Source organism: Actinorugispora endophytica (assembly GCF_004363075.1).
Taxonomy (GTDB): domain Bacteria; phylum Actinomycetota; class Actinomycetes; order Streptosporangiales; family Streptosporangiaceae; genus Actinorugispora; species Actinorugispora endophytica.
In genome coordinates this window covers 41,983-66,938 of the sequence record NZ_SNYN01000026.1, presented here as the reverse complement: position 1 = coordinate 66,938, position 24,956 = coordinate 41,983, and the positions used below count along the sequence as shown (strand labels likewise).

The window sequence follows — 24,956 nt, the reverse complement described above, 5'->3', positions numbered from 1 at the left end:
GGCCCCCCACGCGGTCCCCGGGGGGGGGGGGGGTTGGGGGGCGGGGGGGTTTTGGGGGGGGGGGGGGGGGCCCCCCGCGGGGGGGGGGGGGGGGCGGCCCCCACCCCCCACGACCGTCAACGGAACCCTCACGCGACGGACGTCATGGGCGCGGCCCCGACCCCCACCCGCCGTCGCCGCCCGCCGTGACCCCGCGATCCGCACGACAGGAGGCCGAAAGACCCCCCGAAGCACCGGCACGCCGAACCACCCCCGCGCCGAAGGTTCCCTACTGCACCGGGGCCCGGCTCGCCCAACTCGAACTGGGCGCGGTCGTGCGGGTCCTGCGGGCCGACTTCCCCGACGCGCGCCTGGCCGTGCCGTTCGCCGACCTGCGGCAGGCGGGCCCCGGCGGCATCCAGGGGAGCCGCCTGACCGCCCTCCCGGTGAGGCTGCGGGGCTGACCCGCCCCGGGACCGAAGGGGAAAACGCCCTGGCGGGAACCTGCCGCGCGGGCTAGGATCGCGTCCGTGGGATTCCAGATCTACGAGTGACGCGGCGGCGGGCCGACCCCGCAGCCCCGCGCGTCGGGCTCCGCGCACCGCGAGAGGACTTCGCCCCGCGGCGCGGCCGACGCGCCGTCCGCCGTCCCCGCAGGTCTCCCACAGTGAGGTCGTCACCATGTCCCGTCGCCGCGCGCACATCGCCATGGTCGGAATCCCGGCCGTCAGCCACATCCTGCCCAGCCTCGAGGTCATCCGCGAACTGGCCGCCCGCGGCCACCGGGTGACCTACGCCAACGACCCGTCGGTCGCCGGCCTGGTCGCCTCCGCCGGGGCCGAGCTCGTCGGCGTCGCCTCCACCCTGCCGGTCTCCGACAACGACTGGCCCGACGACCCCATCGCCGCGATGGGCGTCTTCCGGGACGACGCCGCCGCCACCCTGCCGGCCCTGCGTGCGGCCTACGAGGCGGACCGGCCCGACCTGTTCCTCTACGACATCGCCGGGTACGGCGCCCGCGTCCTGGCCGAGAACTGGGACCGGCCCGCGGTGCAGCTCTCCCCCACCTACGTGGCGTGGAAGGGCTACGAGGCGGAGGTCGGGGCGATGCTGCGGGCGCTCCCCGGCGCCGACGCCTACTTCGCCCGCTTCGCCGCGTGGCTGGCCGACAACGGCGCCCGCACCACCGACCCCGAGGAGTTCGCCGGGAGGCCGCGGCGGGCGCTGGCCCTCATCCCCCGGGCGATGCAGCCCAACGCCGACCTGGTCGACCCCGAGGTGGTGACCTTCGTTGGACCGTGCTTCGGCGACCGCTCCGACGCGGGCTCCTGGACCCGGCCCCCGGAGGCGCGCAAGGTGTTGCTGGTCTCCATGGGGTCGGCGTTCACCCGGTTGCCCGGCTTCTACCGCGAGTGCCTGGCGGCGTTCGGGAACCTGCCCGGCTGGCACGTGGTGCTGCAGATCGGCAGGTACACCGACCCGGCCGAACTCGGCGCGATCCCGGCCAACGTCGAGGTCCACTCCTGGGTCCCGCAGCTGTCGGTCCTGGAGCAGGCCGACGCGTTCGTCACCCACGCGGGCATGGGCGGCAGCAGCGAGGGCCTGTACAGCGGGGTGCCCATGATCGCGGTCCCCCAGGCCGTCGACCAGTTCGGCAACGCCGACCGGCTGGTCGAGCTGGGCGTGGGCCGCCGCCTGGACACCGGGCAGGCCACCGCGTCGGCGCTGCGCGCGGCGCTCACCGAACTCACCACCGACCCCGGGGTCGCCCGGAACTCGGCGCGGCTGCGCGCCCTGGCCCGCGCCGAGGGCGGCGCCCGGCGCGCCGCCGACCTGGTCGAGCGGGAGCTGGAGGAGGCCGGGCACGCGGGCCGGGGCTGACCCCGGACGGGTGGTGCCGCCCGCGCCGGGGCGCCTCAGCGCGGGCGGACCTCGACCAGGCCCGTCTCGTAGGCGGCGATGACCAGCTGGACGCGGCCGCGCGCGTTCAGCTTGGCCAGCAGCCGCCCCACGTGCGTCTTGACGGTGGCGACGCTGAGGTGCAGGTGCCCGGCGATCTCGGTGTTGGACAGCCCCCGCCCGACGAGCGCGAGCACCTCGCGCTCCCGCTCCGTCACACCGCCCAGTTCGCGCGCCACAGGCTGGGGCGGCCCGGCCCCGCGGGCGAACTCGGCGATGAGGCGCCGCGTCACACTCGGCGCGAGCAGCGCGTCCCCGGAGGCGACCACACGGATCGCCGCCAGCAGGTCCCCGGGGAGGGTGTCCTTGAGCAGGAAGCCGCTGGCGCCCGCGCGCAGTCCGGCGTAGACGTAGGAGTCCAGGTCGAACGTCGTGAGGATGAGGACCCGCGGCGCGTCCTGGGCCAGGTCGCGGATGCGCCGGGTGGCCTCGATGCCGTCCATCTCCGGCATGCGCACGTCCATCAGCACCACGTCGGGGCGTTCGGAGCGGGCCAGGGCCACGGCCTGCGCGCCGGTCCCGGCCTCCCCGACGACGGCGAGGTCGGACGCGGTCTCGATCAGCACGCGGAAGCTGCCGCGCAGCAGGGCCTGGTCGTCGGCGACGAGGACCCGGACCGGTTCGCTCACCGCGTCCTCCCGTGGGCGCGGTCGGCGTGAGGGGCGGGATCGTAGGGCAGGCGGGCCCGGACCCCGAACCCCCCGCCAGGCCGCGGGCCGGCGGACAGGGTGCCGTTGTGGGCCGCCGCCCGCTCCCGCATGCCGATGAGGCCGTACCCCCCGGCGCCCCCGGGCAGGACGCGGCCGCCCGGGCCGTCGTCGGCCACCTCGATCCGGACCTCTCCCCCGGCGGCGACGACCTCGACCCGGCAGTGGGCCGGCGCCGCGTGGCGGACCACGTTGGTCACCGCCTCCTGGACGATGCGGTACACGGCCAGCGCGGTCCCCCCGGGCAGCCCGTCGGCCCCCCGCACGTCCAGGTCGACGCGGACCCCGGCCGGCGCGGCCCGTTCGGCGATCCCGGGCAGGTCCCCGATTCCGGGGGCCGGGCCCGTGTCGGCGGGCCGTTCGTCGGTTCCCGAGCGCAGGACGCCCAGCAGGTGGCGCATCTCGGTGAGCGCGCCGCGGCTGGTGGCCTCGATGACGCGCAGCGCGTCGGCGGCCTCCTCGGGCCGCGTCTGGATCACGTGGTTGGCGACCCCGGCCTTGACCGCGATCAGGCTCATCCCGTGCGCGACGACGTCGTGCAGTTCGCGCGCGATGCGCAGCCGCTCCTCGACCACGGCCCGCTCGGTGATCCGCTCCGCCGACCGCGCGGCGTAGGCGCGCCGCTCGCGCACTCCCCGCCCGATCGCCCACGCCCCGCTCAGGACCGCCGCGCCCAGGACGAGGGGCCCCACGTCCTCGGACCAGTGGGGCGGGGGCCCCGCGAACGCCCCGAACAGCAGGACGGCCGCGCTGGCCAGACCGACCGACGACGCCGACGGCCACCGGTGCCCGGACGTGGTGAGCGCGACCGGGTAGAGCGCGAACGCCGCCGCGACGAACGGGTCCCGCAGGACGCCGAGCACCGCGGCGGTCACGGACCCGGCCATGACGACGGTGAACACGGGCAGCGGCCACAGCCGCCGCACCGCCAGGGGCGGCCCGATCGAGGCCAGGACCAGGACCAGGACCCACCGCGGCGCGTTCGCGGCGTGCGGCGCCTGCGCGAGCGAGGTCCCCAGCAGCACCGCCGTGTAGCCGGCGGCCGCGAGGACGTCCAGAGCGACCAGGCCGCCGCGGTCGGACCGTCGGGGATCGGAGAGGAGCGAGAGGCCACCGTGCACCTTCCGAAGGTATCCGCAGGCGCGGCCCGGCCGCCTCCACCCGGGGCAGGTCGTCCTGCGGTCGGATCCCTTCCCCGGGCGGCCCCGCGCGTGCGACCGGGGACCGACGCCGAGGTCCGGCCGCCGGTCCGACGCGCGGACGGACCTCGCCGCGAAAGTGTTGCGGGCATGATCGAAGTGAAAGAACTCAGCAAGCGCTACGGGGGGACCAGCGCCGTGGACGGGCTGTCCTTCTCCGTCGGGCCGGGCCGGGTGACCGGGTTCCTGGGCCCCAACGGCGCGGGCAAGACCACGACCATGCGCGTGCTCCTGGGACTGGACGCGCCGACCTCCGGAGAGGCCCTCGTCGACGGCCTCCGCTACGCCCGGATACGGCGCCCGATGCTGCGCGTGGGCGCGCTTCTGGACGCGGGGGCGCTGCACGGCGGGCGCAGCGCGTTCGACCACCTGCTGTGCCTGGCCCGCACCAACGGGATCGGCGCCCGGCGGGTGGCCGAGGTACTGGAGCAGGTGGGCCTGGCCGGGGTCGCGCGCAAGCGGGCCGGGGGGTTCTCGCTGGGGATGAAGCAGCGGCTGGGCATCGCCGCGGCGCTGCTGGGCGACCCTGGCGTGCTGCTGTTCGACGAGCCCGTCAACGGGCTGGACCCCGACGGGGTGCGCTGGATCCGCGAGCTGATGCGCTCGCTCGCCGCCGAGGGCCGCACCGTGCTGCTGTCCAGCCATCTGATGAGCGAGATGGAGCTCACCGCCGACCGCCTGGTCGTCATCGGGCGGGGACGGCTGATCTGCGACACCACGGTCCGCGACCTGGCCGCCCGCTTCGACCGGGGTGTGCTGGTGCGCTCGCCCCGCGCGGCCGAACTGGCCGAGGTCCTCACCGGGGCGGGCGCCGCGGTCGCGCCCGACCCCTCCGGGGGGCTGGCGGTGACCGGGGTGGACGTGAGCGTGATCGGCGACCTCGCGGCGCGCCACGCGCTGCCGATCCACGAGGCGACCCCGCGCAGCGCCTCGCTGGAGGAGGCGTACATGGAGCTCACCGCCGGCAGCGTCGAGCACCGCGCGCACGGGAGCGCGCGGTGACCGGCGTCCTGGGGGCGGAGTGGGCGAAGATCCGCTCGGTCCGTTCCTCCCGCTACGGTCTCCTCGCGGCGGTCGCGGTGGTCCTCCTCGCCGCCCTCGTGGCCTGGAACGGGGCGCGGATCTGGGACGGGCTTCCGCCGGGAGAGCGCGGCTCCCTCTCGGGCGCGGGCCCGATGGAGCTGGTCGCTCCGCTCCTGCAACTGGGCGCGGGGGTGTTCGGGGTGCTGGTGGTGACGTCGGAGTACGCGACCGGGACGATCCGGTCGAGCCTGGTGGCGGTGCCGCGCCGCTGGCCGGTCCTGGCGGCCAAGGCCGCGGTCGTCGCCGCCGTTTCCCTGGCCGCCGGTCTGGTGGTCCTGGCGGCGTCGTTCGCGGCGGTCCGGACGTTCATCGGGGACCGGCCGCTCCCCGGCCCCACGGGGCCGCCGGGGGAAGAGGTCCCCGTCCTGGCCGCGACCGCCCTGACCGTGGTGGCGGCCGCGCTGTTCGGCCTCGGCTCGGGCGCCGTCCTGCGCTCCACCGCGGGCGCGGTGGCGGCGGTCGCCGTGCTGCTGTTCGTGCTGCCGCCGTTCACGTTCCTGCTGCCCGAGCCGTGGGGCGGGCGGATGGCCGCGGTGCTGCCGTCGGGCCTCGCGGTCCGGATCGCGGGCGCCGTGCCCGACCCGGTCCTGTCGCCGCCGGCCGCGCTGGCGGTCCTGGCCGCGTACGCCGCCGTGCCGCTGGGCGCGGCGGCCGTCATGATCACACGAAGGGACGCGTGAGGTGTTGATGACTTCCGTCGGCGGTGTCTCGGAGGGGGCGCGGACCGTGACCGGTGTTCTGGGGGCGGAGTGGGTCAAGGTCCGCTCGGTCCGCTCCTTCTCCTACGTCCTGGCGGGGGCCGCGATGTCGGCCCTGCTCATGGCGGCGCTGGCGTGGTACTCCGCGTCGCTCTACGACGGCCTGCCCGATGGCCAGAGGGCGGGGCTCTCCGTCACCTCGCTGGTGAGCGTCATCGGGTTGCCGTTGCAGATCTGCTTCGGGGTGTTCGGGGTGCTGGTGGTGACGTCGGAGTACGCGACCGGGACGATCCGGTCGAGCCTGGTGGCGGTGCCGCGCCGCTGGCCGGTCCTGGCGGCCAAGGCCGCGGTCGTCGCCGCCGTTTCCCTGGCCGCCGGTCTGGCGGCGGCGACCGCCACGTTCTTCTCCACCCGCGCGATCGCCGGGGAGCGGCCGATGGGATTCAACGAGGTGCCGCTGTCCGAAGGGGTCCCGGAGCTGTTCGCCGCCGCGGCGGCGGTGGCGGCCGTCGCGCTGGCGGGAGCGGGGCTGGGGGCCGTCTCGCGTTCCACGGCGGGCTCGGTCATCGGTGTCGTCGTGCTGGTGTACGTGCTCCCGATCGTCGCGCTCAACCTTCCCGAGCCGTGGAGCGAGCGGGTTTCGGCGGTGCTGCTGCCGGGACTCGTCGGCCAGGTCAGCGGTGTGCTCAGCGGCACGCTCTCCCACGCGCTGCTGTCACCGCCGCAGGCGCTGGCCGTGCTGGCGCTCTACGCCGCCGTGCCGCTGGGGGCCGCCGCTCTCGCTCTCCGGTGCAGGGACGCCTGACCCGGTCCCGCCCGGTCCCGGGCGGGGCGGGACCGGCCCCGGGCCGGGCGCGCGGCCTTCAGCCGCCGACGCCTTCGGCCAGGGCCAGCAGCCGGGTCGTGGTGGCCCAGTTGCGGATCGTGAAGGGGGCGCCGAGGCGGCGGGCCAGCAGCGGCGGGAGCTTGGCGCGGCCAAGGCCGTCGGGGAGGTACAGGTACAGCTCGCGTTCGCCCGCGGCCAGTTCCTCGGGGGCGGACGCGGCGCGGTCCAGGGCGGCGAGGCGTTCGCGGTCGACCTCCTCGCCGAAGAACGCCACCGCGCACTTGGCGGGGTCGCGCACCGGGAACGGGAGGTGCCCCACGACCCGGCGCAGGTCCGCGCGGGTGCGGACCATGACGGCGACCGGCAGGCCCAGTTCGGATGCCAGGCAGGCCTCGATGTCGGCGGCCACCGCCTCGGCGGACCCCTCCGGGGCGGTGAGCACGGCGTTTCCACTCTGCAGCAGCGTGGCGACGCCGGTGTACCCGAGCCCCTCCAGCAGCGCCCGCAGGTCCGCCATCGCGATCCGGTTGCTCCCGCCGACGTTGACACCGCGCAGCAGCGCCGCGTACCTGGTCATGACCGCTCCCGTCCTCCCGAGGACGCCCGCCGGGTGGGGCTCCACCCGTCCTTCCGCGCGTCCCGCCCTCTTGTAGCGCGGAAAGCTGACACCTCGTGTCAGGAGCGCGCGAGCGGGCCGCCGTTCCCGGGGTCGACCCCTGGGACGCGGCTCCCCCTCCGGTCATCGCGGGGGCGCCGGGGTTCCACGACGAGACCACCGCCCGGGCTGCAGGGACCTGCCCCCAGCGGCCACGCACAGTGACTGGGTTCGAGGAGGCCGCGGAGAACACGGATCACTCGATCAACGGCTCGTGCCCGTCCCGACCCCCCGGACGGCGCCGTGAACGCGTCGCCGGCTGATGTCGATCCGGGCGATGCGTCGATCTCTGGTGGTGATGGTGATCACTGCGAGCAGGTGACCACCGGGGGCGATGACGTTGACCGGTCGGCTGCCGATGAGCATCGGCGCGCTGGCGCGGATCCGGTCGACGAACAACGACGTCTCCGTGGCCACAGCATGGGCACCGGTGACGACCTTCGGCACGCCAGGCGGGAGGAGGGCGGCGTCAGCGGTGCGCACACAGTCGTCGGTCATCAGGGCGATCATCCGGTTGACGTCGCCACCGGCGGCCGCGGCGAGGAACGCCTCCACGACGGCATGATCGGCAGTGGTCACAGACGGCGCCGGTTCGGCCTGCTCGAGTCGTCTGCGTGCTCGGCTGGCGTGCTTCTTGGCGTTTTCCACGCTGGTGCGGAGAGTCTCCGCCACCTCGCGGAACGGAACATCGAACAGGTCGTGCAGCACGTACGCGGCGCGTTGGGCGGGTGTCAGCCGGTCGAGGACGACCATCAACGCGCGAGAGACGTCCTCTTGCTGGAGGTAACGCTCGTCCGCCGCGATGCTCTCGGCGGGAAGCATGTCCGCGAGCAGCGGCTCCTCGTGGCGGCGGTGACGCTTGCGCAGCTCGTCGAGGCACACACGGGTGAGCACGGTCGTCAACCACGCGGCCGGGTTGCGGAGGTTTCCGGTGTCCGCGGCCGATGCTTTGAGCCAGGTGTTCTGCACAGCGTCTTCAGCGTCGTGGACGGAGCCGAGCAGCCGGAACGCCACCGCTGTCAGCTGCGGCCTCACCGCTTCGAAATCCATGTTCGGCATCACCGGATGTCACCTTTCCCAGGCAGCAGGCGTCGGGACGGATGAGACCGCAAACCTCCCGTCCGACAAGCCTCATGAGGAGATGCCTGCCGATGAGCGTACAGACAGTCCGGTTCCGCGCCACGCACGAACGCGTCCTGGCAGTCGCGAAGCAGACCGGGTCCTTGTTCGACGCCGTGCGCGCGGCTGCCCCGCAGGCGACGCGGTACACAGCGCCGCGCGCGGCCGACGAACCGGAGTCCACCCTGATTCCCGAGCCCGCCGACGGAGCGGGAGACCCACTGCCGTCGATCCCCGCCGCAGCCGCCTTCAGGAGCCGGCCGGCCGACCAGACCGGCGGTGAACCGGAGCCACGCCCGTGCACGGTGTCGGGCGGGTGCTCGGCATGACAGCGGTCCTCTTCGCCGCCACCGTTCTGTGCGTCGTGGCCAACGCCCTTATCGCTGTCGCCGACTACGCCAAGGCGGGATTCGTGCAGAGGAACTCAGCCGAGGTGCGCGTTCCCGAAAGCGCCCTGCCCTACCTCGCGACGCTGAAGCTGGCCGGCGCGGTCGGGCTCGTCGTCGGTCTGAGCGCGTGGACCTGGGTGGGCGTCGCCGCCGGCATCGGGCTGGTTCTCTTCTTCGTCGGCGCCGTCGTTGCCCACGTCCGGGCCCGGGTCTTCCACAACATCGCCTTCCCGGGGCTGTACCTGCTCCTCTCGGCCGCGGCGGTCACCCACATGACTCACCTGGCGGCCGGTTCATGACTCGGGCCTGGACGCCACGGACATGTCCGCCGGCGTCACCCATGGCGTTGGCGGTCGTGGGCTTTCCGCCCGTTCCGGGGCCTGGAAGGGCGGAAAACCCATGATCATTCCGAGCGGGGGCGGTCCGGCGCCTACCGGGGGATTCCCGGGCTGTTCACGGCGCGGGCGTTGCCGGTCTCGGACGCGCGGCGCCACCAGTACCGGGCCTCGGCCGCGCTGCCCCGCCCGTTCAGCAGGTTGCCGAGGGTGACCATGGTGTCGATGTCGCCGGCCTGCGCGGCGAGCCGGTACCAGTGCTCGGCTCCGGCCATGTCCCTGCGGTGCTCGAGCAGGCCTCCCAGCGCGGCCATGGCGTCGACGTGCCCGGTCTCGGCGGCGCGCCGGTACCACTGCTCGGCCCCGGCCGCGTCCCCGCGCCCGTCGAGCAGGTCGCCGAGGAGTCCCATGGCGCGGGCGTGCCCGGTCTCGGCGGCGCGGCGCCACCACTGCTCGGCCCCGGCCGCGTCCCCCCTCTTGTACAGCAGGTTCCCGAGGGCGGCCATGGAACCGGTGTGCCCGGTCTCGGCGGCGCGCCGGTACCACTGCTCGGCCTCCGCCACGTCGCCGCGCTCTTTGAGCAGGTCGCCGAGGTTGGCCATGGCGTCGGTGTCGCCGCTGTCGGCCGCGCCGCGGTACCACTGCTCGGCCCCGGCCGCGTCGCCGCGGTCCCTGTGCAGGAGCCCGAGGGTGAACATGGCGTCGGTGTGCCCGGTCTCGGCGGCGCGCCGGTACCACTGCTCGGCCTCCGCCACGTCGCCGCGCTCGCGGAGCCGGAGGCCGCGGTCGAACAGGGTGGCGGGGTCCTCGTCCGCGGGGGCGGGCTGCCGCGGGGGCGCGCCTTCCCCGGCGGGCGCCGAGGGGGGCGGCGCCGTGGGGGCGGACCGGCCGGTGTCCTCCGGCGGCGGCGCGGGGGCCTGGATCCGCGTCGGGGGGAGGTCCTCCACGGGACCGGCCGGGTGCGCGGCCCGGCGGATCAGCGCGTCGAGGCCGCTGCTGGACGGCCGGTCGGCGGGGTCCTTGGCCATCAGCCGGCCGACGAGCTCGTCCAGTGCCTCGGGAACGTCGGGACGGGTGGTCCGGATGGAGGGCGGGGGCTTGGTGAGGTGCTGCCCCATCAGCGAGGGGAGGCTTCCGGTGAAGGGGACTCCGCCGGTCAGCAGTGCGTGGAGGACGCAGCCGAAGGCGTAGACGTCGCTGTGCTCGCCGACGTTGTCGTTGCTCCACTGCTCGGGGGGCATGAACGCCGGGGTTCCCAGCGTCGACCCGACCGCGGTGAGCTGGGTGGTGGCGTCGGAGAGCCGGGCGACCCCGAAGTCGCAGATCTTGACGTGCCCGGTGTCGAGCAGGAACAGGTTGGCGGGTTTGATGTCGCGGTGCACCACCCGCTGGGCGTGCGCGGCCTGCAGGGCGTCGGCCGCCTGGGTCGCGATCGACACCACCTGCTCGACCGGCAGGCCGTCGGGGTTCCCGGCCAGGACCGCGGCCAGGTCGCGGCCGCGCATCAGTTCCATGACCAGGAACAGCCGGCCCTCGTGGCGTCCGAAGTCGAACACCGCGGCGATCCCGGGGTGCTGGATGTTGGCCGCGATGCGCGCCTCCTGCTGGAAGCGCCGCACCAGGGCCTCCTCCTCCCCCAGCGCCGAGGAGAGGAGTTTGACGGCGACGGGCCGGTGGAGCTGCGGGTCGAACCCCTCCCAGACCTCCCCCATCCCGCCCTGGCCCAACTGCCGATCCAACCGGTACCGCTCGGCCAGTACCACCCCGGAATGCATTCGGCTGCTCCTAGCCTCTTCGTCCGACCGTCACTTCTGCCCTCCCTTTTAGCACCCCCGGGGCCTCGCGCGGACCGCTCCACTCACTTCGCGGGAGGGAACGCCCTCAGCACCGCCTCGACCAGGCGGTCGGTGTACTGCGGGGTCAGCTCCCCCGAGCGCAGCAGCCAGCGCTGGTACAGAGGGGAGTAGAGCATGTCGAGGAAGAGGTCGAGGTCGGTGTCGGCGGCGATCTGCCCGGCGCGCCGGGCGCTGCGCAGGCGCTCCCGCTTGGCCTCCTCCACCGGGGCCGCCACCTGTTCCGCGTAGACGGCGGCCAGGTCGGGGTCGTTGGCGATCTCGCTGTTGAGCGCCCGGATGGGGGCTTCGAAGGACGGGTCGGAGAACTCCGCCGCGGTGGCGCGCATGAGGGCCTTGAGGTCGGCTTCGACGTCGCCGGTGTCGGGCAGCGTGATGGCCTGCTCCGCCCCTTCCCCCTCCCCGTTCTGGCTCAGCGCCAGCACGGAGTCGAGCAGGACCGCGCCCTTGGAGGGCCACCAGCGGTAGATGGTCTGCTTGCCCACTCCGGCGCGGGCGGCGATGGCCTCGATCGTCAGCTTGGCGTATCCCTTCTCGGCGACGAGTTCGCGGGCGGCGTCCAGGATCGCGCGGCGGGACCGGTCGTTGCGGCGGGGGGTGCCCGGTGTCTTGTTCGGTGTCACGGAGCAAAGGATAAACGAGTCGAGACGTCTCGTCTTGACGAAGGGGCGGCGCGGGTGCATCCTTGGTCAAGACGAAACGAACCGTCTCGTCTCGCTTGAGTGTCGAAGTCTGTCGAGGAGAACCATGACCACCGCCGCCGCCCGCTCCACCGCCCGCCCCGACGCCTCCGGTCGCGTCTGGTTCGTCACCGGGGCCTCCCGGGGCCTGGGCCGGGTCTTCGCCGAGGCCGCGCTCGACCGGGGCGACCGCGTCGTGGGCGTGGCCCGCGACGTCACCCCCTTGGACGACCTGGTCGCCGCGCACGACGGGCGCCTCGTCGCCTTCCCCCTGGACGTGGCCGACCGCGCCGCGGTCATGGCCGGGGTGGAGCGGGCCGTCGCCGCGTTCGGCCGCCTGGACGTCGTCGTCAACAACGCGGGCGGCTTCCTCTACGGAATGCTCGAGGAGGCCACCGAGGAGCAGGTCAGGGCGCACCTGGACGTCAACCTCCTCGGCGCGCTGTGGGTGTTCCAGGCCGTCGTCCCGCACCTGCGCGAGCAGGGGTCGGGGCACATCCTGCAGGTGACGTCGATGGGGTCGACCGGGGGGTTCGCCACCGTCGGCCTGTACGGCGCGGGCAAGGCCGCGCTGGACTCGATCAGCGAGGCCATGGCCATGGAGGTCGCGGACTTCGGCGTCAAGGTCACCATCGTCCAGCCCGGCGGCTACGAGACCGGCCTGTTCACCCAGGGCACCACGGCCACCGCGGAGAACGAGGCGTACGCCCCGCTGCGCGCCCGCATGGCCGAGATGTGGAGCGAGGGCGTCGACGCCGCGCCGGAGAAGGCCGCCCCGGCGGTGATGGAGGTCGTGGACATGGCCGAGCCGCCCCGGCGCCTCATCCTGGGCGGACTCGCCTACGACCAGGCGGTCCAGCTGCTCCGGGCCCGCCTCGACGAGCACGCCCGGTGGGAGGCCCTGAGCCGCACGGCCGACTGAGACCGCGCCCCCGTGCGGCGGGGACGGCCCCGGCCTCCTGCCGCGTCCGGTCGACGGGACACGGCAGGAGGCGACCACCCGACTCGCGGAAAGCCCGGCCGGGGAGTCAGAGCACGTCCTCGATCTCGCGGAGGAGCCGTCGCTGGGTCCGGGCGCCCACCAGCGACTTCACCGCCTCGCCGCCGCGGAAGACCATCAGCGTGGGTATGGCCAGCACACCGTGGCGGGCCGGGGTGCCGGGGCTGGCGTCCACGTCGATCCGGACGACCTTCATCCGGGCGCCCTCCTGCTCGGCGACCGCGCTCAGCACCGGCGCCATCTGCCGGCACGAGGGGCACCAGGCGGCGGTGAACTGCACCAGTACGGGGAGGTCCGCCTTCACCACCTCGCCCTCGAAGGTCCCGTCCGTGACCTCGCCCACGCCCGTCGTTCCGATCATCGTCCTCCCCCTCGTTCGCACTGCGGCTCGGACGCGTCCGACAACTGCGCCTCCGCCCTTGCCAGCTGCGCCTCGACCTCCGCGCGCACGGTCCGCAACCGGCCGATCAGCGCGTCGAGTTCGGCGAGTTTGCCCCGGTAGACGTCGAGCGAGTCGGGACAGGAGTCCCCGGCCGGATACCCCGCCCGCAGGCACTCCACGAAGGGCCTGGTCTCCTCGAGGTCGAACCCGAACTCCTGGAGAGCGCGGATCTGCTTCACGAGCCGCAGGTCGCCGCTGTCGTACACGCGGTACCCGTTGGCCGCGCGGTGGTCGGGAAGAAGCCCCCGGGACTCGTAGTAACGCAGAGTCCGGGGACTGACCCCCGCCTGTTTCGCGAGTTCGCCGATGCGCATGGGAGAGACGCTAGACCTTGACCTCGACGTCAGGGCAACCTCCGCCGGTCCGGGCCCGCCAAGGGCCACCGGGTCCTCCGCGTCCGGCCGCGCTCAGCGCGGGGTCGGGACCGCGCCGCACTCCGCCCACTCGACGCCGGTCCCGCGAAGGCCCGCGGCCCACGGCCCGGCGACATCGGCGAGCCGCCGCGCGTCGGGCGGGGCCTGGCCCAGGCCCACGGCGAACCGCGCCTCCCCCGGACCGGCCGCGAACGGCCGCGGCCACGCGTGCGCGTCCCCCGCCCCCGCACGCTCCAGGGAGGCGAGCAGCGCGCGCATCCGCCCCCGGACGCGGCCCAGCGTGGTGTCGAACCCCTCGCCGGGCGCCTCCCGCACCGTCACCACCGCCCACGCCGCGTGCCGCCGGTGCAGCGGCGGCGGGGCCAGCAACCGGGGAAGGGGGTCACGGCCGGCCGCCGCGGCCTCCTCCACGACCTCCCACGCGCGGTAGAGCTCCCCGGACACCAGGTCGCGCATCCCGGCTCCCGCCTGCGCGCTGCACAGGCGGACCGGAGCAGTGGGCGTCGTGATCCGCACGGCCGCGTCCGACTCCGGCCCCGCGCCGACCGGGTCGCGCCAGTCCCACGCCGCCCATTCGCCGAAGAAGCGCCCGAGCAGGCCGGCGCGCGCGGCGCCGCCGGACCCGCGCGCGGTCCGCGCCGCCAGGACGGTCCAGGCCAGGCCCGGCAGCCCGCCGAAGGGGGCGGAGTCCAGTCCCCGGACCCGCGCCCACGCCTTGACCTCCCGGGCCAGCCCGACGAACCCGGCCCGGTCCGGACCGGCGAGGTCGAGCAGCGCGTCCGCGTCGCTGACCGCGCTCAGCGCGACCGCCGCGTCCTCCCCCAGTTCGGCGCGGCGCGCCACCGCCTCCCCGGGGGCGACGCCCCCGGTGGCGACGACGGCCAGGTCGACCGCCAGGCCGCCGACGTCGAAGCGCAGGCCCGGGACCCGGGCGCCGACCACGCGCCGGAGCCGGGTGGCCTCCGGCAGCGCCCGCGCCACCCGCGCCTCGACGGCGGCGGGGTCGGCCTTCCCCGGCAGCGCCGCCACCAGGTCCAGGTCCGCCCCCGCCGGCGCGCAGCCCAGGCGCCGCGACCCGACCACGTGCAGCGCCCCCTCGGGGAACGCCTCGCGCAGCCGCTCCGCGACCTCCCGGGCCCGCGCGTCCCCGTCGGGATCGGGGCAGAGGAGGCCGGAGGCGGGCTCCCCCTCCTCGTCGAGCCAGCGCACCTCGCCCGTGCCCAGCGCGACGGTCGCCCGGGTCCGCATGGGTTCGTCGCCCCGGCGCGACAGCAGGGCCAGCTCGCCCACCCGCGCGGACGCGCCCCCGAGCCGCGCCGCGCACTCGGCGGCGAGCCGTTCGGGGGCGCGGGTGCGGCCCAGGGTCAGGTGCGGGGTGTAGCCCCCGGCCCCGTCCCGGCACAGGGGGAAGACGCGTTCCAGCGCGCCGCGCAGTCCGGCCCACGGCCCGGGACCGGCGGCGGCCGGGTCGAGCCAGACCGTGGCGTCGTCGCGGTGGGTGAAGGAGCGCACCCCCTGGAGGCGGGCGGTGAACGGGGCGGTGGCGGCCAGCACGTCCGACAGCAGCGGGGCGGCCTCCTCGAAAGCGGACTCGGGGAGGAACCCGAACAGCACGTTGACGTGCGGCGGCCACCGGTGGGCCTGGGGGTCGTGCTCTTCGCGGACCGCCTGGACCCCGGGCCGCAGCTCCCGAGGTGGGATCCAGGCCAGCGCCGTGCGCGCCGTGGGCCGGGCCGCGAGGACGACGGAGGGCCCGTGTCCGCCCTCACCGACGGCGAGGTCCACGGCGACGCCGTAGTGGTCGGAGACGAACAGGCCGTCGGGGGTGGCGGGGGCGTCGCCCCGCAGCAGCGCGGCGGTGGGGCGCAGGGACCGGCCGCGCACCAGGACGCGGTCGAGCCGGGAGGCGCGGCCCGAGAGGGAGGACCCGGCCGCCAGCGGGTTGGCGGCCGGGTCGAAGGTCGCGGTCGAGTCGCCGGCCCCGTGGACCTCGCTCCAGGCGTCGCGCAGGCCCAGCGCCTCGGCGGGGCGGCTCCCGCCGTCGTTGAGGTCGCCCAGCAGGACGACGTCGGCGTCCACCCCGGCCAGGCCCTCGGCGGTCCGGGCGAGTTCGGCCTCGCGCCGCTCCGCCCCGTTCCCGGTGTGGTCGCTGGACAGGTGCGTGGCGGCCACCACGACCGGCCCCGCTGGGGTGTCCACCGTGACCGCCGCGACCGCCTTGTGCGGGCCCAGGAGGTGCCGGCCCGCCTCGCGCACGGGCAGGCGGCTGAGCAGGAGCAGGCCGGTGTCGTCGACGTCCCGGCCCGACGGGTCGGTGCCCAGCGTGTACCCGGAGCGGACCCACGGGGCGTCCAGCAGCAGGGCGAGCAGCCCGGCCTCGACCTCCTGCAGCGCGATGACGTCGGCGTCGGCGCGCTCCAGCGCCTCCAGCAGCAGCGGCCTGCGCCGCCCGGTGTGGACGCGGTCGCTGTCGTAGCGGTCCCACAGGGTGTTCCAGGTCAGCACGCGCAGGCGTCCCGGCGACGGCGCGCGCGACGCGGGGGCGGCCCCGGCGGGCCGCCACCCGGCGGCCGGGTCCCACGCGAACGGCGTGCGGGCGGCGAAGAAGGGCGCGCGGAGCCTGCGCGGTCCGCGCGCCCGGCCCGCCCCGGAGGAGTCGAGCAGGTCCAGGCCCGCGGCCCGGTCCCAGACCACCTCGCCGTCGGCCTCGATGAACAGGATCCGGTGCCAGGGGATGTCGCCGCCGGGCGTGAACGCGGGCAGCGGCAGGCGCTTGGGCGGCCTGCCGCGCTCGTTGATCCCCAGGACGAACCGCGCCGGGTCGAAGCGCGCGTCCCAGCGGATCCGGTGGTAGGTCTCCTCGCTCGTGCGCACGCTCACCACTCCTCGCCGTGCAGGGTCCCGGCGGTGTCGTCGACGCCGCCCCCGGTTCCGATGTACCAGGTGCGGTGCGCCTCCCCGGGGTAGGGCGGCTGGAAGCGGCGGACCTGGGCCGCGAGCACCCCTGCCGGAACCGGGTGCGCGCGGCCGGCGTTGCGCCCGGCCAGCGTCTCCTCATCGGCCAGCAGGACCGCGTGCGTGGTCAGCGCGTCGCGGCGCCGCGCCACGGCGTGCACCAGGGAGCGCTGGTGCCGGTTCAGGGCCGTGGCGTCCCACGCGGCGGTCGCGCCGTCCGCGAGGAGCGCGTCGAGCCTGCGCAGGCCCTCGCGCAGCACCTCAGGGTTGGCCCGCTGGTCGGAGCGGGAGCCGCGGTCCCGGCGCAGGTCGTCGAGCGAGACGACGGCGTCGACGCCGGGCAGGCCCCGCACGAAGGTGCTCTTCCCGCTGCCCGACGGCCCCACGGCGACGACGAGCCGGGGGAACCCGCCGGACCGCCACCGCCAGGTCAGCGCGGACGCCTCCTCCGGAGTGCCGATCCGGCCCAGCGCGAAGGCGTCCAGCGCCTCGGCCCAGCACCGGTCCGCCGCGTCGGGGGCGTGTCCGGCGAGCATCCGGCGCAGCCCCGCGCGCAGGGGCTCCAGCGGCGCCTCGCCGAGCAGTCCGGCCTCCTCCGCGTGCAGCCGGGACCACTCGACCTCCTCGCGCGCCTCGGCGGCGTCGTCCCCGGGCCCGGCCGACGCGGCGGCGACCGCGTGCAGGACCCCGAGGTCGGCCGCCGCGGCCATCCGCGCCAGGCCGGTCCGGCGCGCCTCGTCGGGGAAGGGGCGGTGCAGGCGGGAGTGCAGTCCGACCAGGTCGGCGACCCGCCGGGCCAGGGGCACGCCCAGGGGCGCGGCCAGCCGGGGCGCCAGGCGGGGGCGGCGGGCGCCGTGGAGCAGGGCCGCCAGCACGCCCGAGAGCCGGGCGTCCCCCGTCCGCCCCAGCAGGTCCAGGCGGGCGGCGGCGTCGGCCGCGACCGCTTCCGCGCGTTCGACCGGCGCCGTGTCCGGGTCCCCGGCCGTCATCCCCAGCGCGGCCAGGAGGGCGGGCGCGTCGGGGGCGGCTCCCGAGCGCGCGTCCCACAGCGCGGCGGCCGGGCCCAGGCCGTTCTCGACGACGGGCGCGAGCATCCAGTGGTCGTCCGTGCGCACGTGCCCCCGGCGCACCCACTTGGCCACCCGGCGCGCGAACTCCCCGTAGCCGAACCCCTCGACGGTCCGGACGACGTACCCCTCCTGCCGGGCGGGGTCCGTGCGCAGCGCGCGCAGCGCCCGCTCGTCGAAGACGCCCCGCCACAGCACCGGCGGGACGGGGACGCCCAGCCTCCGGGCGAAGCGCGCCGTCCGGTCCCAGTCCAGGCAGCGGTCGCCGTCCCAGACGGAGAACGCGTAGAACCAGCTCTCCAGCTCCCGGTAGGCGATCGAGTGGCGGGCGTGCAGGTTCTCCCCGCAGACCCGCCACCCCGGCGGGATGGCGTGGGCGATCCTGCCGTGCAGGGCCTTGACCCGTGCGCGGGACGGATGGTGCGCCGAGTCCAGGGAGCGCGCGTGCAGCCCGTCCGGGTACAGGGTGGTGTTCTCCCCGTCGAGCTTCTCGGTGACCACGACCTCCCGGCCGGCCAGCCCCGAAAGGTCGGGGGCGCGCACGTCGTCGGAGGAGGCCCCCGGCGACCAGGGCAGGTGGGGAGTGCGGGGGTAGTGCACTCGCATGGTCGGCTCCCGGGGTGGTCTGGCGCTCCGGGGACTGTACGGGAGGGGGACGAGGACGGTCCATCGAATAAACCCCGGCCGCGCGTGGCCGCCGCTCCCGGTGATCCCGACACCAGCGTTCCTCGGAACGGGCATTCTGGAACGCTGGTGTCGGGGTCACCGAGGAGTCCGGCGCGGAACCCGGTAAGCGGACCTCGGTGAGGTCCTCCGGTGGTCCGACTGTCCCCGCCGTGGTCCAGGATCTTGTCCATCCGGACGGACCGAACGGGAACGGGGATATCGATGGGCTGGATCGTGGTCGGGGACGGCTACGAGGTCGCGCTGCGCGACAGCGGGGACGGGGCTTTCGGGCTGGTCGCGCGCAACGCCAAGGGGCGCGAACTCGCGCGGGTGCCCGCCAGGCTCAAGAAGGACCCGGACGTGGCGCGGCTCGCCGACCTGCGCGCCTGGCTGGGCGAACACGAGCAGGCCGTCCGGGCCGAGGCCGAGGCGTGGATGCTGCGCTCGCTGCCCGTCCCGACCGCGCTGCTGCGCGCGGTGTGGCCCGACGCGGCGTGGCGGCGCGCGCTCACCGACTTCGTCGTCGCGCCCGTCGGCGGCGGGGAGGCGCCCGACCCGGCCCGCTGCGGCCTGCTGCGCGCGGTCGACGAGGCGCGCGGCGTCGGCGTGGTCGACCTCGACGGCGAGACCGCCTGGCTGGACGCCGACGCCCTCGCCGTCGTCCACCCGGTGCTGCTCGGCGACGACCTCGGCGAGTGGCGCGAACTCCTGGCGTCCCTCGACGCCGCCCAGGCGGTCCCCCAGCTCCTGCGCCAGGTGTGGCGGCGCCCCGAGGGCCTGGATCCCCTCGCCAGGACCGTCAGGGCGTTCCCCTCCGCCGACTACGCGGGGGGGGCGCAGCTGGAGAAGCAGGTCATCGCGCTGGGCGGCCGCATCCGGGGGGAGACCGCCCACTTCTCCTGCTACGACGGCGGGCCGGTCGCGGTGCGGGTGGAGCTGCGCTGGCAGGGCCCCCAGTCGATGGCCGTCTGCCACGACCTGATGTGGTCGCGCCCCAGCGGCGAGGTCGGTGACGTCGCGTGGTCGGAGGGGGTGCGGATCGCGGCGACCCTGTACGGCAACCGCACGGAGTCCGGGGACGACGACCCCGCCCCGGCCGACGCCTACGAGCGCTTCCGCGCCGGGCACCCGCGCCCCGACGGCGTCCCCGCCGCCGCGCCCGCTCCCCGCCCGCCCCGCTCGCGCGGGGAGCTGGTGGACGCCGGAGCCGTGGTGGCCGGCCCGCCCGCCGCCGAGGGCGAGGACGCGCTCGTGGCGTGCCGCTACGAGTGCCCCGCGCTGGACGGCCCGGTCGTGGAGGCCACGACGCGCGCCGCCGTGCCCGGTCAGCGGGCGGCGCTCGCGCTGCTGGGCCTGGCCCCCTCCCCCGAGGGCGCGGAGACCGCCCTGGGCGCGGTGCGCGCCCGGCCGCTCGGCTTCCTCGCGCTCGCCCTCAACCGCCACCCCGGCCTGAGCGACCGGATCACGGCGCTGCTGGCGGCCCTGCGCGCCAACGCCAAGGTCGCCGAGACCAAGCCGGGGCGCGCCCGCGACGCCCTCAACCGGGTCGCGTCGGAGCTCACCGGCCCCGACGCCGCGCTGCTGCCGCTGCTCTACGACGAGTGCTCCCGGATCATGGCGGAAGTGGGCAACACCGCCTACTCGGTGGGCTTCTTCGACCAGGCGCGCCGCGCGGAGGCCGAGCGGGCGGCGGAGTTCCCCGTCGACGAGGCCGGGGTGGTCGCCGCCTACCGCGACATCGCCGTGCGCGACGCGCTGCCCAAGAGCCTGGCGGAGCACGCCGGCGCGCTGGCCGCGCGCCTGCCCGCGACCGAGGCGTACCGCTGGCAGCGCCGCCTGGCCACCGAGTGGTGCGAGGCCGGGCTGCGCGCCGCCCCCGTGCTGGCGCGGGACCTGGCCTCGCTGGCCGAGGCCGCCGGGTACGAGCCCGGCTCGCCGCGGGACCCGGCCGAGCGCGCCGCCGACGAGCGGGCGGTGCGGGCGCTGCTGGCCAACGGGTCCCTCACGGCGGCCCCGCACCAGGCGTGGACCGTCCTGATCCCCCTGCTGCGCCGCGTGGCGGGCGAGGACCCCGGGTTCCGGTCCGCGCTCGTGCGGCTGCTGCCCGAACCCGCGCGCGACACCGGCAAGGCGAAGGCCGGCGCCGTCTCGCTGCTGCTGGCCAACCTGTCCGCTGTCGGGATCAGCGCGCCGTTCACCGCCACGCCCGGGCTCACCGGCGAGGAGGTGCGCGACTGGGCGAACCGCGCGCTGGAGTTGTACCGGGGGGCGGCGCTGCCCGTGGAGGGCCTGCCCGGGCTGCTGCGCGACGCGGGCGCGCGGCTGCGCGCCGAAGGGCTGTCCTGCGACCTGCGCGGCGCGCTGACACGCACCAGGTCCTGGAAAGAGGCTCCCGACTACGCCCTGTTCGAACTGGCGCTGGCCTGCGGAGTCCCCTCCGACCCGCCGGGCCCCGAGGCCGACCTCCGGGTCGGGCAGTGGGTCACCCGGGGCGTGCCCCTCCCCGCGGCCGCGGCCGACCCCCAGTGGGGACCGGTGCTGCGCCGCGACGTCCTGGGCGAGCGCTCGGGGCTGCTGGGCCTGGGGCGCCCCCACGGCAACCGTCACGACGGCACGAGGTACGTGGGCGACCCCGTCGGCTTCCCCGAATCGGCCAAGGACGCGAAGACACTGGTCACGGCGCAGGGGACGGCCGGGATCGTCGCCGAGATCCTGGACGGCCACGCCCTCTCGGCCTCCGGCGGCGGACTCCCCGACCTGTACGCGGCGCTGCGCGACACCGAGCGGTTCACCCTGTCGGGGATTCCCGAGGGCTGCGGCGACGCGGTGCGCGCCGTCGTCGACGCGGACCCGGCGGAGGCCCTGGCCGCGGGGCTGCGGGCCGGGCTCCTGGACGAGCTGACGCTGCCGGCGTTCGCCGACTTCGGCGGTCTGACCCCGTACAACCTGCTGGAGAGCGGGAGCGACCTCATCGTCTCCGGTTCCGTCCGCCACACCCGGGGTGTCTCCCGGGGGCGGGTCGCGGTGGTCCACCCCGACCGCCTGGGCCCCGAACGCGAACTCCGCGACCCCTTCCACGGCGATGGCGCGGCCTGCTACGCGGTCGTCGACGGCGTCGTCGTCGAGACCACCCACGGAGGCGAGCACTGCCCGCACGACGCGGGCTTCTTCGCCGAGGGCGGACGCCACGCCCAGGCGCTCTCCGTCCAGGGGGTCGAGCGGGAGGCGGTCCGGTTCCCCGGGGCCGACCGCGACGCGACGGCGCACCGGCTTCCCCGGCGGACCGTCGAGCTGCGCGACGCCGACGGCCGGGCCGTGGGCCGCTACGTCGTGGGCGCGAGCTGGATGCCGGGGCAGAGCGGTTCCATCTCGTCCGCGCCGGGAAGCCACCGGTACGCGGCGGGCACCGAATTCGTGGTGCCGCCGGGCTGGTGGGGACGCATGCGCCCGCGCGACGAGGCGGGATCGCACGCGCTGCGCCGGGTGGACGGAGACGCGGCGCGCCGGATGCTCGCCGCGGTCGGCGGCGGACTCGCCGCGCGGATCGTGGAGACGACCGACGCCCGCCCGCCCCGGAACCCCCTGCCCGAGCGCCGCGACCGCTTCGCCGACCTCACCGCCCTCCTGCGTCCGCTGCTGCCCGGGGTGACCGACGAGCGGCTGCGGATGGGCGTCACCGCGACGGTGTGGACGGCGGTGGAGTGCCGCGAGCGCGCCCTCGCCCTCACCGAGCGCCTGCGCCTGGCCCCGCCGGGGGCGGGCGCCTGAGAACTCCAGCACCGTCCGGGGCCCAGCCATCGGCGGCCGCTATCAACAACCGGCTCAGAGCGCTACGCGGTACTGCCGCACTGCTAATGCGGTTGGGGTTTACGCCCCTCCGGGGTTCAAATCCCCGATCCTCCGCGCTCCGACCTGGGGTTTCTCGCATCGTGAAAGATTGAGAAGCCCCAGGTTTTGTCGTTTTCGTCCGGTTCGCTGCCGTCGGCAGTCACAAGGCAGTCACAAGGCAGTCACAAGGCCGCCTCGCCAGCCCCCGCCGACCCCGGAAACCGGACGCCCCGCGAACACTTCCACCATGACCTCCGTCACAGCAATTGGCTACAGAGGGTAATCATCGCTGCCTTCTCGCCTTCTGCTCGCAGACAAGCGGCGGTGACGAGCGCCCACCACAGAACTCCCGGAGAAACCCGGGCCACTGGACCATCGGGCCGCGGTTCCCGACCCGCGCGAACAGAGAGGCCCGTGGCATCCGCCCGCCCACGTCTCGACGGTGGCCGCGGCCACCGATTAGCGGTCCTCACCGAAGCAAGCATGAAATGCCGTGCGAGAGGCATCGGGGAAGTCAGCCCATTCGAATCGTTTCACTGGCTACCCGACGTTGGAGCCGACGCGGTTCTTGTGGCACTGCGAGCACTAGCCGGCGCTGTTTCCAGGGTCGCCGCTGTCGCCGTCGTCGAAGCCCAGGACGACCTCGTCCCCACCCAGGCGCAGTAGGCGCTCGTCGTGTGCCCTGGTCCTCCGGGGAAGCTCCGGCGCGGGGGTGAATTCGGGCACCGGTGGTTTTGTTGACGGTCTTGGGCTTTCTGCCCGTTTCGGGGCCGGGAAGGGCGGAAAGCCCGTGATCATTCCGAGCGAGAGCGGAACCGGCCCTCGAACGTCCGGTGATCTTGCTGTTTTCCCCCAAAAAACCTTGATTCCAGGGGGAAACAGCAAGATCACCAACGGAAACCATACGAAACGGACATCGTGGACGCGGCCCCGACCGGCACCCGCCGTCGCCGCCCGCCGTGGCCCCGCGATCCGCGCGGCGTGGGGCCGAACGACCCGCCCGAAGCACCCGTGCGCGAACCACCCCCGCGCCGGAGCTTCCCTAAACTGCCGGACATGGCCGATCAGCGTGTCTTGTACCTCGTCGTCTCGGGTTCGCCCGCTCCGGAGGGACTCCCCGGGCTGGTCCAGATGCTCCAGGACGACAAGTGGCGGATCACCGTCCTGTCCACCCCGATGGGCGTCCGCTTCCACGACCCCGACGGACTCCAGGAGCTGACCGGTGAGCCGGTCCGCGTCGACTACCGCAGACCAGGCATCGGAAACAGCCTGCCCCCGGCGGACGCCGTGCTCGCGTGCCCGCTGACCTTCAACTCGGTCAACAAGTTCGCGCACGGCCACGCCGACAACTTCGCCATCGGCCTGCTGTGCGAGATGGTCGGCTACGGGGTGCCCGTCGTCGTCGTCCCGCACTGCAAACCGCAGCCCGCCAGCCACCCGGCGTTCGGACAGAGCCTGGCGACCCTCAAGTCGATGGGCGTCACCGTACTCCACAACCCCGGCGCCCCCTACGAGAAGCGGATGCCCTCCTGGAGCGAGGTGCAAGAGGCCATGCGTGCTATCGCCAGCGCTTAGTACCGGAGGACTGCCATGGATGCTGTCACCAGGGGACAGGCCATCCGGCGAGCGCGCCGCCGCCGAGGTCTGTCCCAGACGGTACTCGCGGGGCTTGTCAACCGCTCCGATTCATGGCTGAGCCAGGTCGAGCGGGGCAAGCGCGATGTGGACTCCCACAGCGTTCTTACCCGGCTCGCCGAAGTCCTCCGTGTCGAGATCAGCGACCTGACCGGGGCTGATTCCTCCGATGGGGCCACCGTTCGCTACAGCGCCGCGCGCGAGATCGAGAACGCCATGACGCGCTACGCCTCACTTGAAGCCATTATCGGGGAATTGGACGACCGGCACCCCATCGACGTCAACCGGCTGCGTCGCCAGGCCGGCCGGGTGCACGCGGCCTACCAGGCAACCCGTTACAACGACGCCGGGCGTCGGCTTCCCCTGCTGATCCGCGATGTGGAGGCCGCGGCACGAGGTCGCGGCTCCGACCGACCAGCGGTGTGCTCGGTACGCGCTCAGGTCTACAGCACCACAGCGGCGCTACTGCGCAGAGTCGGAGAACGCGAGCTCGCGTGGACTGCGGCGGATCGCGCGATGTCGGCAGCGGAGTGGGCGGACGAACCGCTGCTCGCCGCAGTCGGCGCCTACCGGATGGCCTATGTGTTCGTCTCCCGGAAGCGACCGACCGAGGCCGTCGGCATCGCGATGAACGCCGCATACGCGCTGGAACGGCGGATGAGGGCCGGCACCCCTGAAGAGTTGAGCGTATACGGCGGTCTCCACCTCGCCGCGGCCGTGGCGTCAGCCGCAGAGTTCAACCGGCCTTCCGTCACCCGTCACCTCCACCAAGCCCAACGCGCGGCCGAACGGCTCGGGAGAAACGCCAATCTACACGGCACCGCCTTCGGCCCCGCGAACGTCCTCATCCACACACTCTCCACAGCCGTCCAGATGGGGGACTCCAAGACCGCTGTCGACATGTGGCGCGAGTACGGCAGCGACTACGACTACGCCGCTTGCCTCCTCCGCCACCACAACCCCGTCACCGACACCACCGAGAACGGAACCATGACCACCTGGACCACCCGCCCCGAGACCGCCGACGACATCCCGGCCGTCCGCGGCATCCTCCTCGCGGCCTTCCCCACCGCCGTGGAGGCCGACATCGTCGACGCCCTGCGCGCCGACCCGAAGGCATGGATCGACGGCCTGTCGATGGTCACCACGACCCCCGACGGCGCCCCGGTCGGGTACGCGCTGCTCAGCCGCTGCCACGTCGACGGCGCCCCCGCCCTCGCCTTGGCCCCGTGCGCGGTAGCGCCCTCCGCCCAGCGCACCGGGGCCGGCTCGGCCGCGATTCGCGCGGCCCTGGACGCCGCTCTGGCCATGGGGGAGAACCTCGTCCTCGTCCTGGGCCACGCCGACTACTACCCGCGGTTCGGCTTCACCCCGGCCTCCCGCTTCGGCATCCGGGCGCCCTTCGAGGTGCCCGACGAGGCCATGATGGCCATGGCCCTCGACGGCGCCCGTCCCGTCCCGACCGGCACCATCCACTACCCCGCCGCGTTCGGGGTCTGACCCCCGC

21 protein-coding genes and 1 pseudogene are annotated in these 24,956 nt (G+C 75.1%); 11 read left to right on the top strand and 11 right to left on the bottom strand.

Annotation, left to right across the window (positions count from 1 at the left end; genetic code table 11):
• The first annotated feature begins 185 nt into the window (after positions 1 to 185).
• Both EV190_RS20670 and EV190_RS20665 read left to right on the top strand, forming a co-directional pair.
• A complete protein-coding gene (locus EV190_RS20670) occupies positions 186 to 443 on the top strand; it encodes a hypothetical protein (protein WP_243742704.1) in 258 nt (85 codons plus the stop codon).
• Between the two features lie 217 nt (positions 444 to 660).
• Entirely contained in the window at positions 661 to 1,860 is a 1,200-nt protein-coding gene (locus EV190_RS20665) for a macrolide family glycosyltransferase (RefSeq protein WP_133743256.1), read from the top strand.
• Between the two features lie 35 nt (positions 1,861 to 1,895).
• Here EV190_RS20665 and EV190_RS20660 read toward each other — a convergent pair whose 3' ends face one another.
• Positions 1,896 to 2,567: a response regulator gene (locus EV190_RS20660; protein WP_133743255.1), complete on the bottom strand. Its 672-nt coding sequence runs from the start codon at positions 2,565 to 2,567 to the stop codon at positions 1,896 to 1,898.
• Complete coding sequence (locus EV190_RS20655; RefSeq protein WP_208113266.1) at positions 2,564 to 3,766, bottom strand: sensor histidine kinase; 1,203 nt, start codon at positions 3,764 to 3,766, stop codon at positions 2,564 to 2,566. Before EV190_RS20655 ends, EV190_RS20660 begins: the two co-directional genes overlap by 4 nt.
• Before the next feature lie 168 nt (positions 3,767 to 3,934).
• On the opposite strand from EV190_RS20655, the gene EV190_RS20650 reads away from it, so the two are divergent.
• Genes EV190_RS20650 through EV190_RS20640 form a run of 3 tightly spaced genes read left to right on the top strand, consistent with a single transcriptional unit; the run spans position 3,935 to position 6,430 of the window.
• Positions 3,935 to 4,846 (top strand): ABC transporter ATP-binding protein, encoded by a 912-nt coding sequence (locus tag EV190_RS20650; RefSeq protein WP_133743254.1) that lies wholly within the window; start codon positions 3,935 to 3,937, stop codon positions 4,844 to 4,846.
• Positions 4,843 to 5,607, top strand: coding sequence for an ABC transporter permease subunit (locus EV190_RS20645; RefSeq protein ID WP_133743253.1), 765 nt, complete (start codon positions 4,843 to 4,845; stop codon positions 5,605 to 5,607). The genes EV190_RS20650 and EV190_RS20645 overlap by 4 nt, the downstream gene beginning before the upstream one ends.
• 46 nt (positions 5,608 to 5,653) lie before the next feature.
• Positions 5,654 to 6,430 (top strand): ABC transporter permease, encoded by a 777-nt coding sequence (locus EV190_RS20640; protein ID WP_166655520.1) that lies wholly within the window; start codon positions 5,654 to 5,656, stop codon positions 6,428 to 6,430.
• Positions 6,431 to 6,488: 58 nt separating this feature from the next.
• Here EV190_RS20640 and EV190_RS20635 read toward each other — a convergent pair whose 3' ends face one another.
• Both EV190_RS20635 and EV190_RS20630 read right to left on the bottom strand, forming a co-directional pair.
• The gene (locus EV190_RS20635) at positions 6,489 to 7,028 is read right to left on the bottom strand and encodes a DUF1697 domain-containing protein (protein WP_133743251.1); all 540 of its coding nucleotides are present in this window, start codon (positions 7,026 to 7,028) and stop codon (positions 6,489 to 6,491) included.
• Positions 7,029 to 7,310: 282 nt separating this feature from the next.
• Positions 7,311 to 8,165 (bottom strand): sigma-70 family RNA polymerase sigma factor, encoded by an 855-nt coding sequence (locus tag EV190_RS20630; RefSeq protein ID WP_243742703.1) that lies wholly within the window; start codon positions 8,163 to 8,165, stop codon positions 7,311 to 7,313.
• Positions 8,166 to 8,550: 385 nt separating this feature from the next.
• On the opposite strand from EV190_RS20630, the gene EV190_RS20625 reads away from it, so the two are divergent.
• Positions 8,551 to 8,913: a DoxX family protein gene (locus EV190_RS20625; RefSeq protein WP_133743261.1), complete on the top strand. Its 363-nt coding sequence runs from the start codon at positions 8,551 to 8,553 to the stop codon at positions 8,911 to 8,913.
• A 131-nt stretch (positions 8,914 to 9,044) separates the two neighbouring features.
• Here EV190_RS20625 and EV190_RS20620 read toward each other — a convergent pair whose 3' ends face one another.
• Together EV190_RS20620 and EV190_RS20615 are read right to left on the bottom strand one after the other, a co-directional pair.
• Positions 9,045 to 10,724: a serine/threonine-protein kinase gene (locus EV190_RS20620; protein WP_133743250.1), complete on the bottom strand. Its 1,680-nt coding sequence runs from the start codon at positions 10,722 to 10,724 to the stop codon at positions 9,045 to 9,047.
• A gap of 83 nt (positions 10,725 to 10,807) precedes the next feature.
• Positions 10,808 to 11,425 (bottom strand): TetR/AcrR family transcriptional regulator, encoded by a 618-nt coding sequence (locus EV190_RS20615; RefSeq protein ID WP_243742702.1) that lies wholly within the window; start codon positions 11,423 to 11,425, stop codon positions 10,808 to 10,810.
• A 124-nt stretch (positions 11,426 to 11,549) separates the two neighbouring features.
• Between EV190_RS20615 and EV190_RS20610 the strand changes: the two genes are divergently transcribed.
• Complete coding sequence (locus EV190_RS20610; protein ID WP_133743248.1) at positions 11,550 to 12,404, top strand: SDR family NAD(P)-dependent oxidoreductase; 855 nt, start codon at positions 11,550 to 11,552, stop codon at positions 12,402 to 12,404.
• 106 nt (positions 12,405 to 12,510) lie between these two features.
• Here the strand turns inward: EV190_RS20610 and EV190_RS20605 are convergent, their stop codons facing one another.
• The 4 genes from EV190_RS20605 to EV190_RS20590 form a co-directional block, all read right to left on the bottom strand.
• A complete protein-coding gene (locus EV190_RS20605; RefSeq protein ID WP_133743247.1) occupies positions 12,511 to 12,843 on the bottom strand; it encodes a thioredoxin family protein in 333 nt (110 codons plus the stop codon).
• Positions 12,840 to 13,238, bottom strand: a complete 399-nt coding sequence (locus tag EV190_RS20600; RefSeq protein WP_133743246.1) for a MerR family transcriptional regulator — start codon at positions 13,236 to 13,238, stop codon at positions 12,840 to 12,842. The genes EV190_RS20605 and EV190_RS20600 overlap by 4 nt, the downstream gene beginning before the upstream one ends.
• 93 nt (positions 13,239 to 13,331) lie before the next feature.
• The gene (locus EV190_RS24375; RefSeq protein WP_208113265.1) at positions 13,332 to 16,178 is read right to left on the bottom strand and encodes an RNA repair domain-containing protein; all 2,847 of its coding nucleotides are present in this window, start codon (positions 16,176 to 16,178) and stop codon (positions 13,332 to 13,334) included.
• The gene (locus EV190_RS20590) at positions 16,175 to 17,926 is read right to left on the bottom strand and encodes an RNA ligase family protein (protein WP_133743245.1); all 1,752 of its coding nucleotides are present in this window, start codon (positions 17,924 to 17,926) and stop codon (positions 16,175 to 16,177) included. Before EV190_RS20590 ends, EV190_RS24375 begins: the two co-directional genes overlap by 4 nt.
• 282 nt (positions 17,927 to 18,208) lie before the next feature.
• On the opposite strand from EV190_RS20590, the gene EV190_RS24205 reads away from it, so the two are divergent.
• The gene (locus tag EV190_RS24205; RefSeq protein ID WP_243742701.1) at positions 18,209 to 21,754 is read left to right on the top strand and encodes a DUF4132 domain-containing protein; all 3,546 of its coding nucleotides are present in this window, start codon (positions 18,209 to 18,211) and stop codon (positions 21,752 to 21,754) included.
• 645 nt (positions 21,755 to 22,399) lie between these two features.
• Here the strand turns inward: EV190_RS24205 and EV190_RS23565 are convergent.
• Positions 22,400 to 22,540 (bottom strand): hypothetical protein, encoded by a 141-nt coding sequence (locus EV190_RS23565; RefSeq protein WP_166655519.1) that lies wholly within the window; start codon positions 22,538 to 22,540, stop codon positions 22,400 to 22,402.
• Between the two features lie 330 nt (positions 22,541 to 22,870).
• Between EV190_RS23565 and EV190_RS20580 the strand changes: the two genes are divergently transcribed.
• The 3 genes and pseudogenes from EV190_RS20580 to EV190_RS20570 all read left to right on the top strand — a co-directional run bounded on the left by EV190_RS20580 (position 22,871) and on the right by EV190_RS20570 (position 24,949).
• On the top strand, positions 22,871 to 23,389 hold the full coding sequence (locus EV190_RS20580; protein WP_133743244.1) for a flavoprotein: 519 nt from the start codon (positions 22,871 to 22,873) through the stop codon (positions 23,387 to 23,389).
• Positions 23,390 to 23,404: 15 nt separating this feature from the next.
• A pseudogene (locus EV190_RS24200) lies at positions 23,405 to 23,575 on the top strand (helix-turn-helix domain-containing protein); the annotation flags it as partial.
• An 864-nt stretch (positions 23,576 to 24,439) separates the two neighbouring features.
• Entirely contained in the window at positions 24,440 to 24,949 is a 510-nt protein-coding gene (locus tag EV190_RS20570; RefSeq protein WP_208113269.1) for a GNAT family N-acetyltransferase, read from the top strand.
• The last annotated feature ends 7 nt before the right edge of the window (positions 24,950 to 24,956 follow it).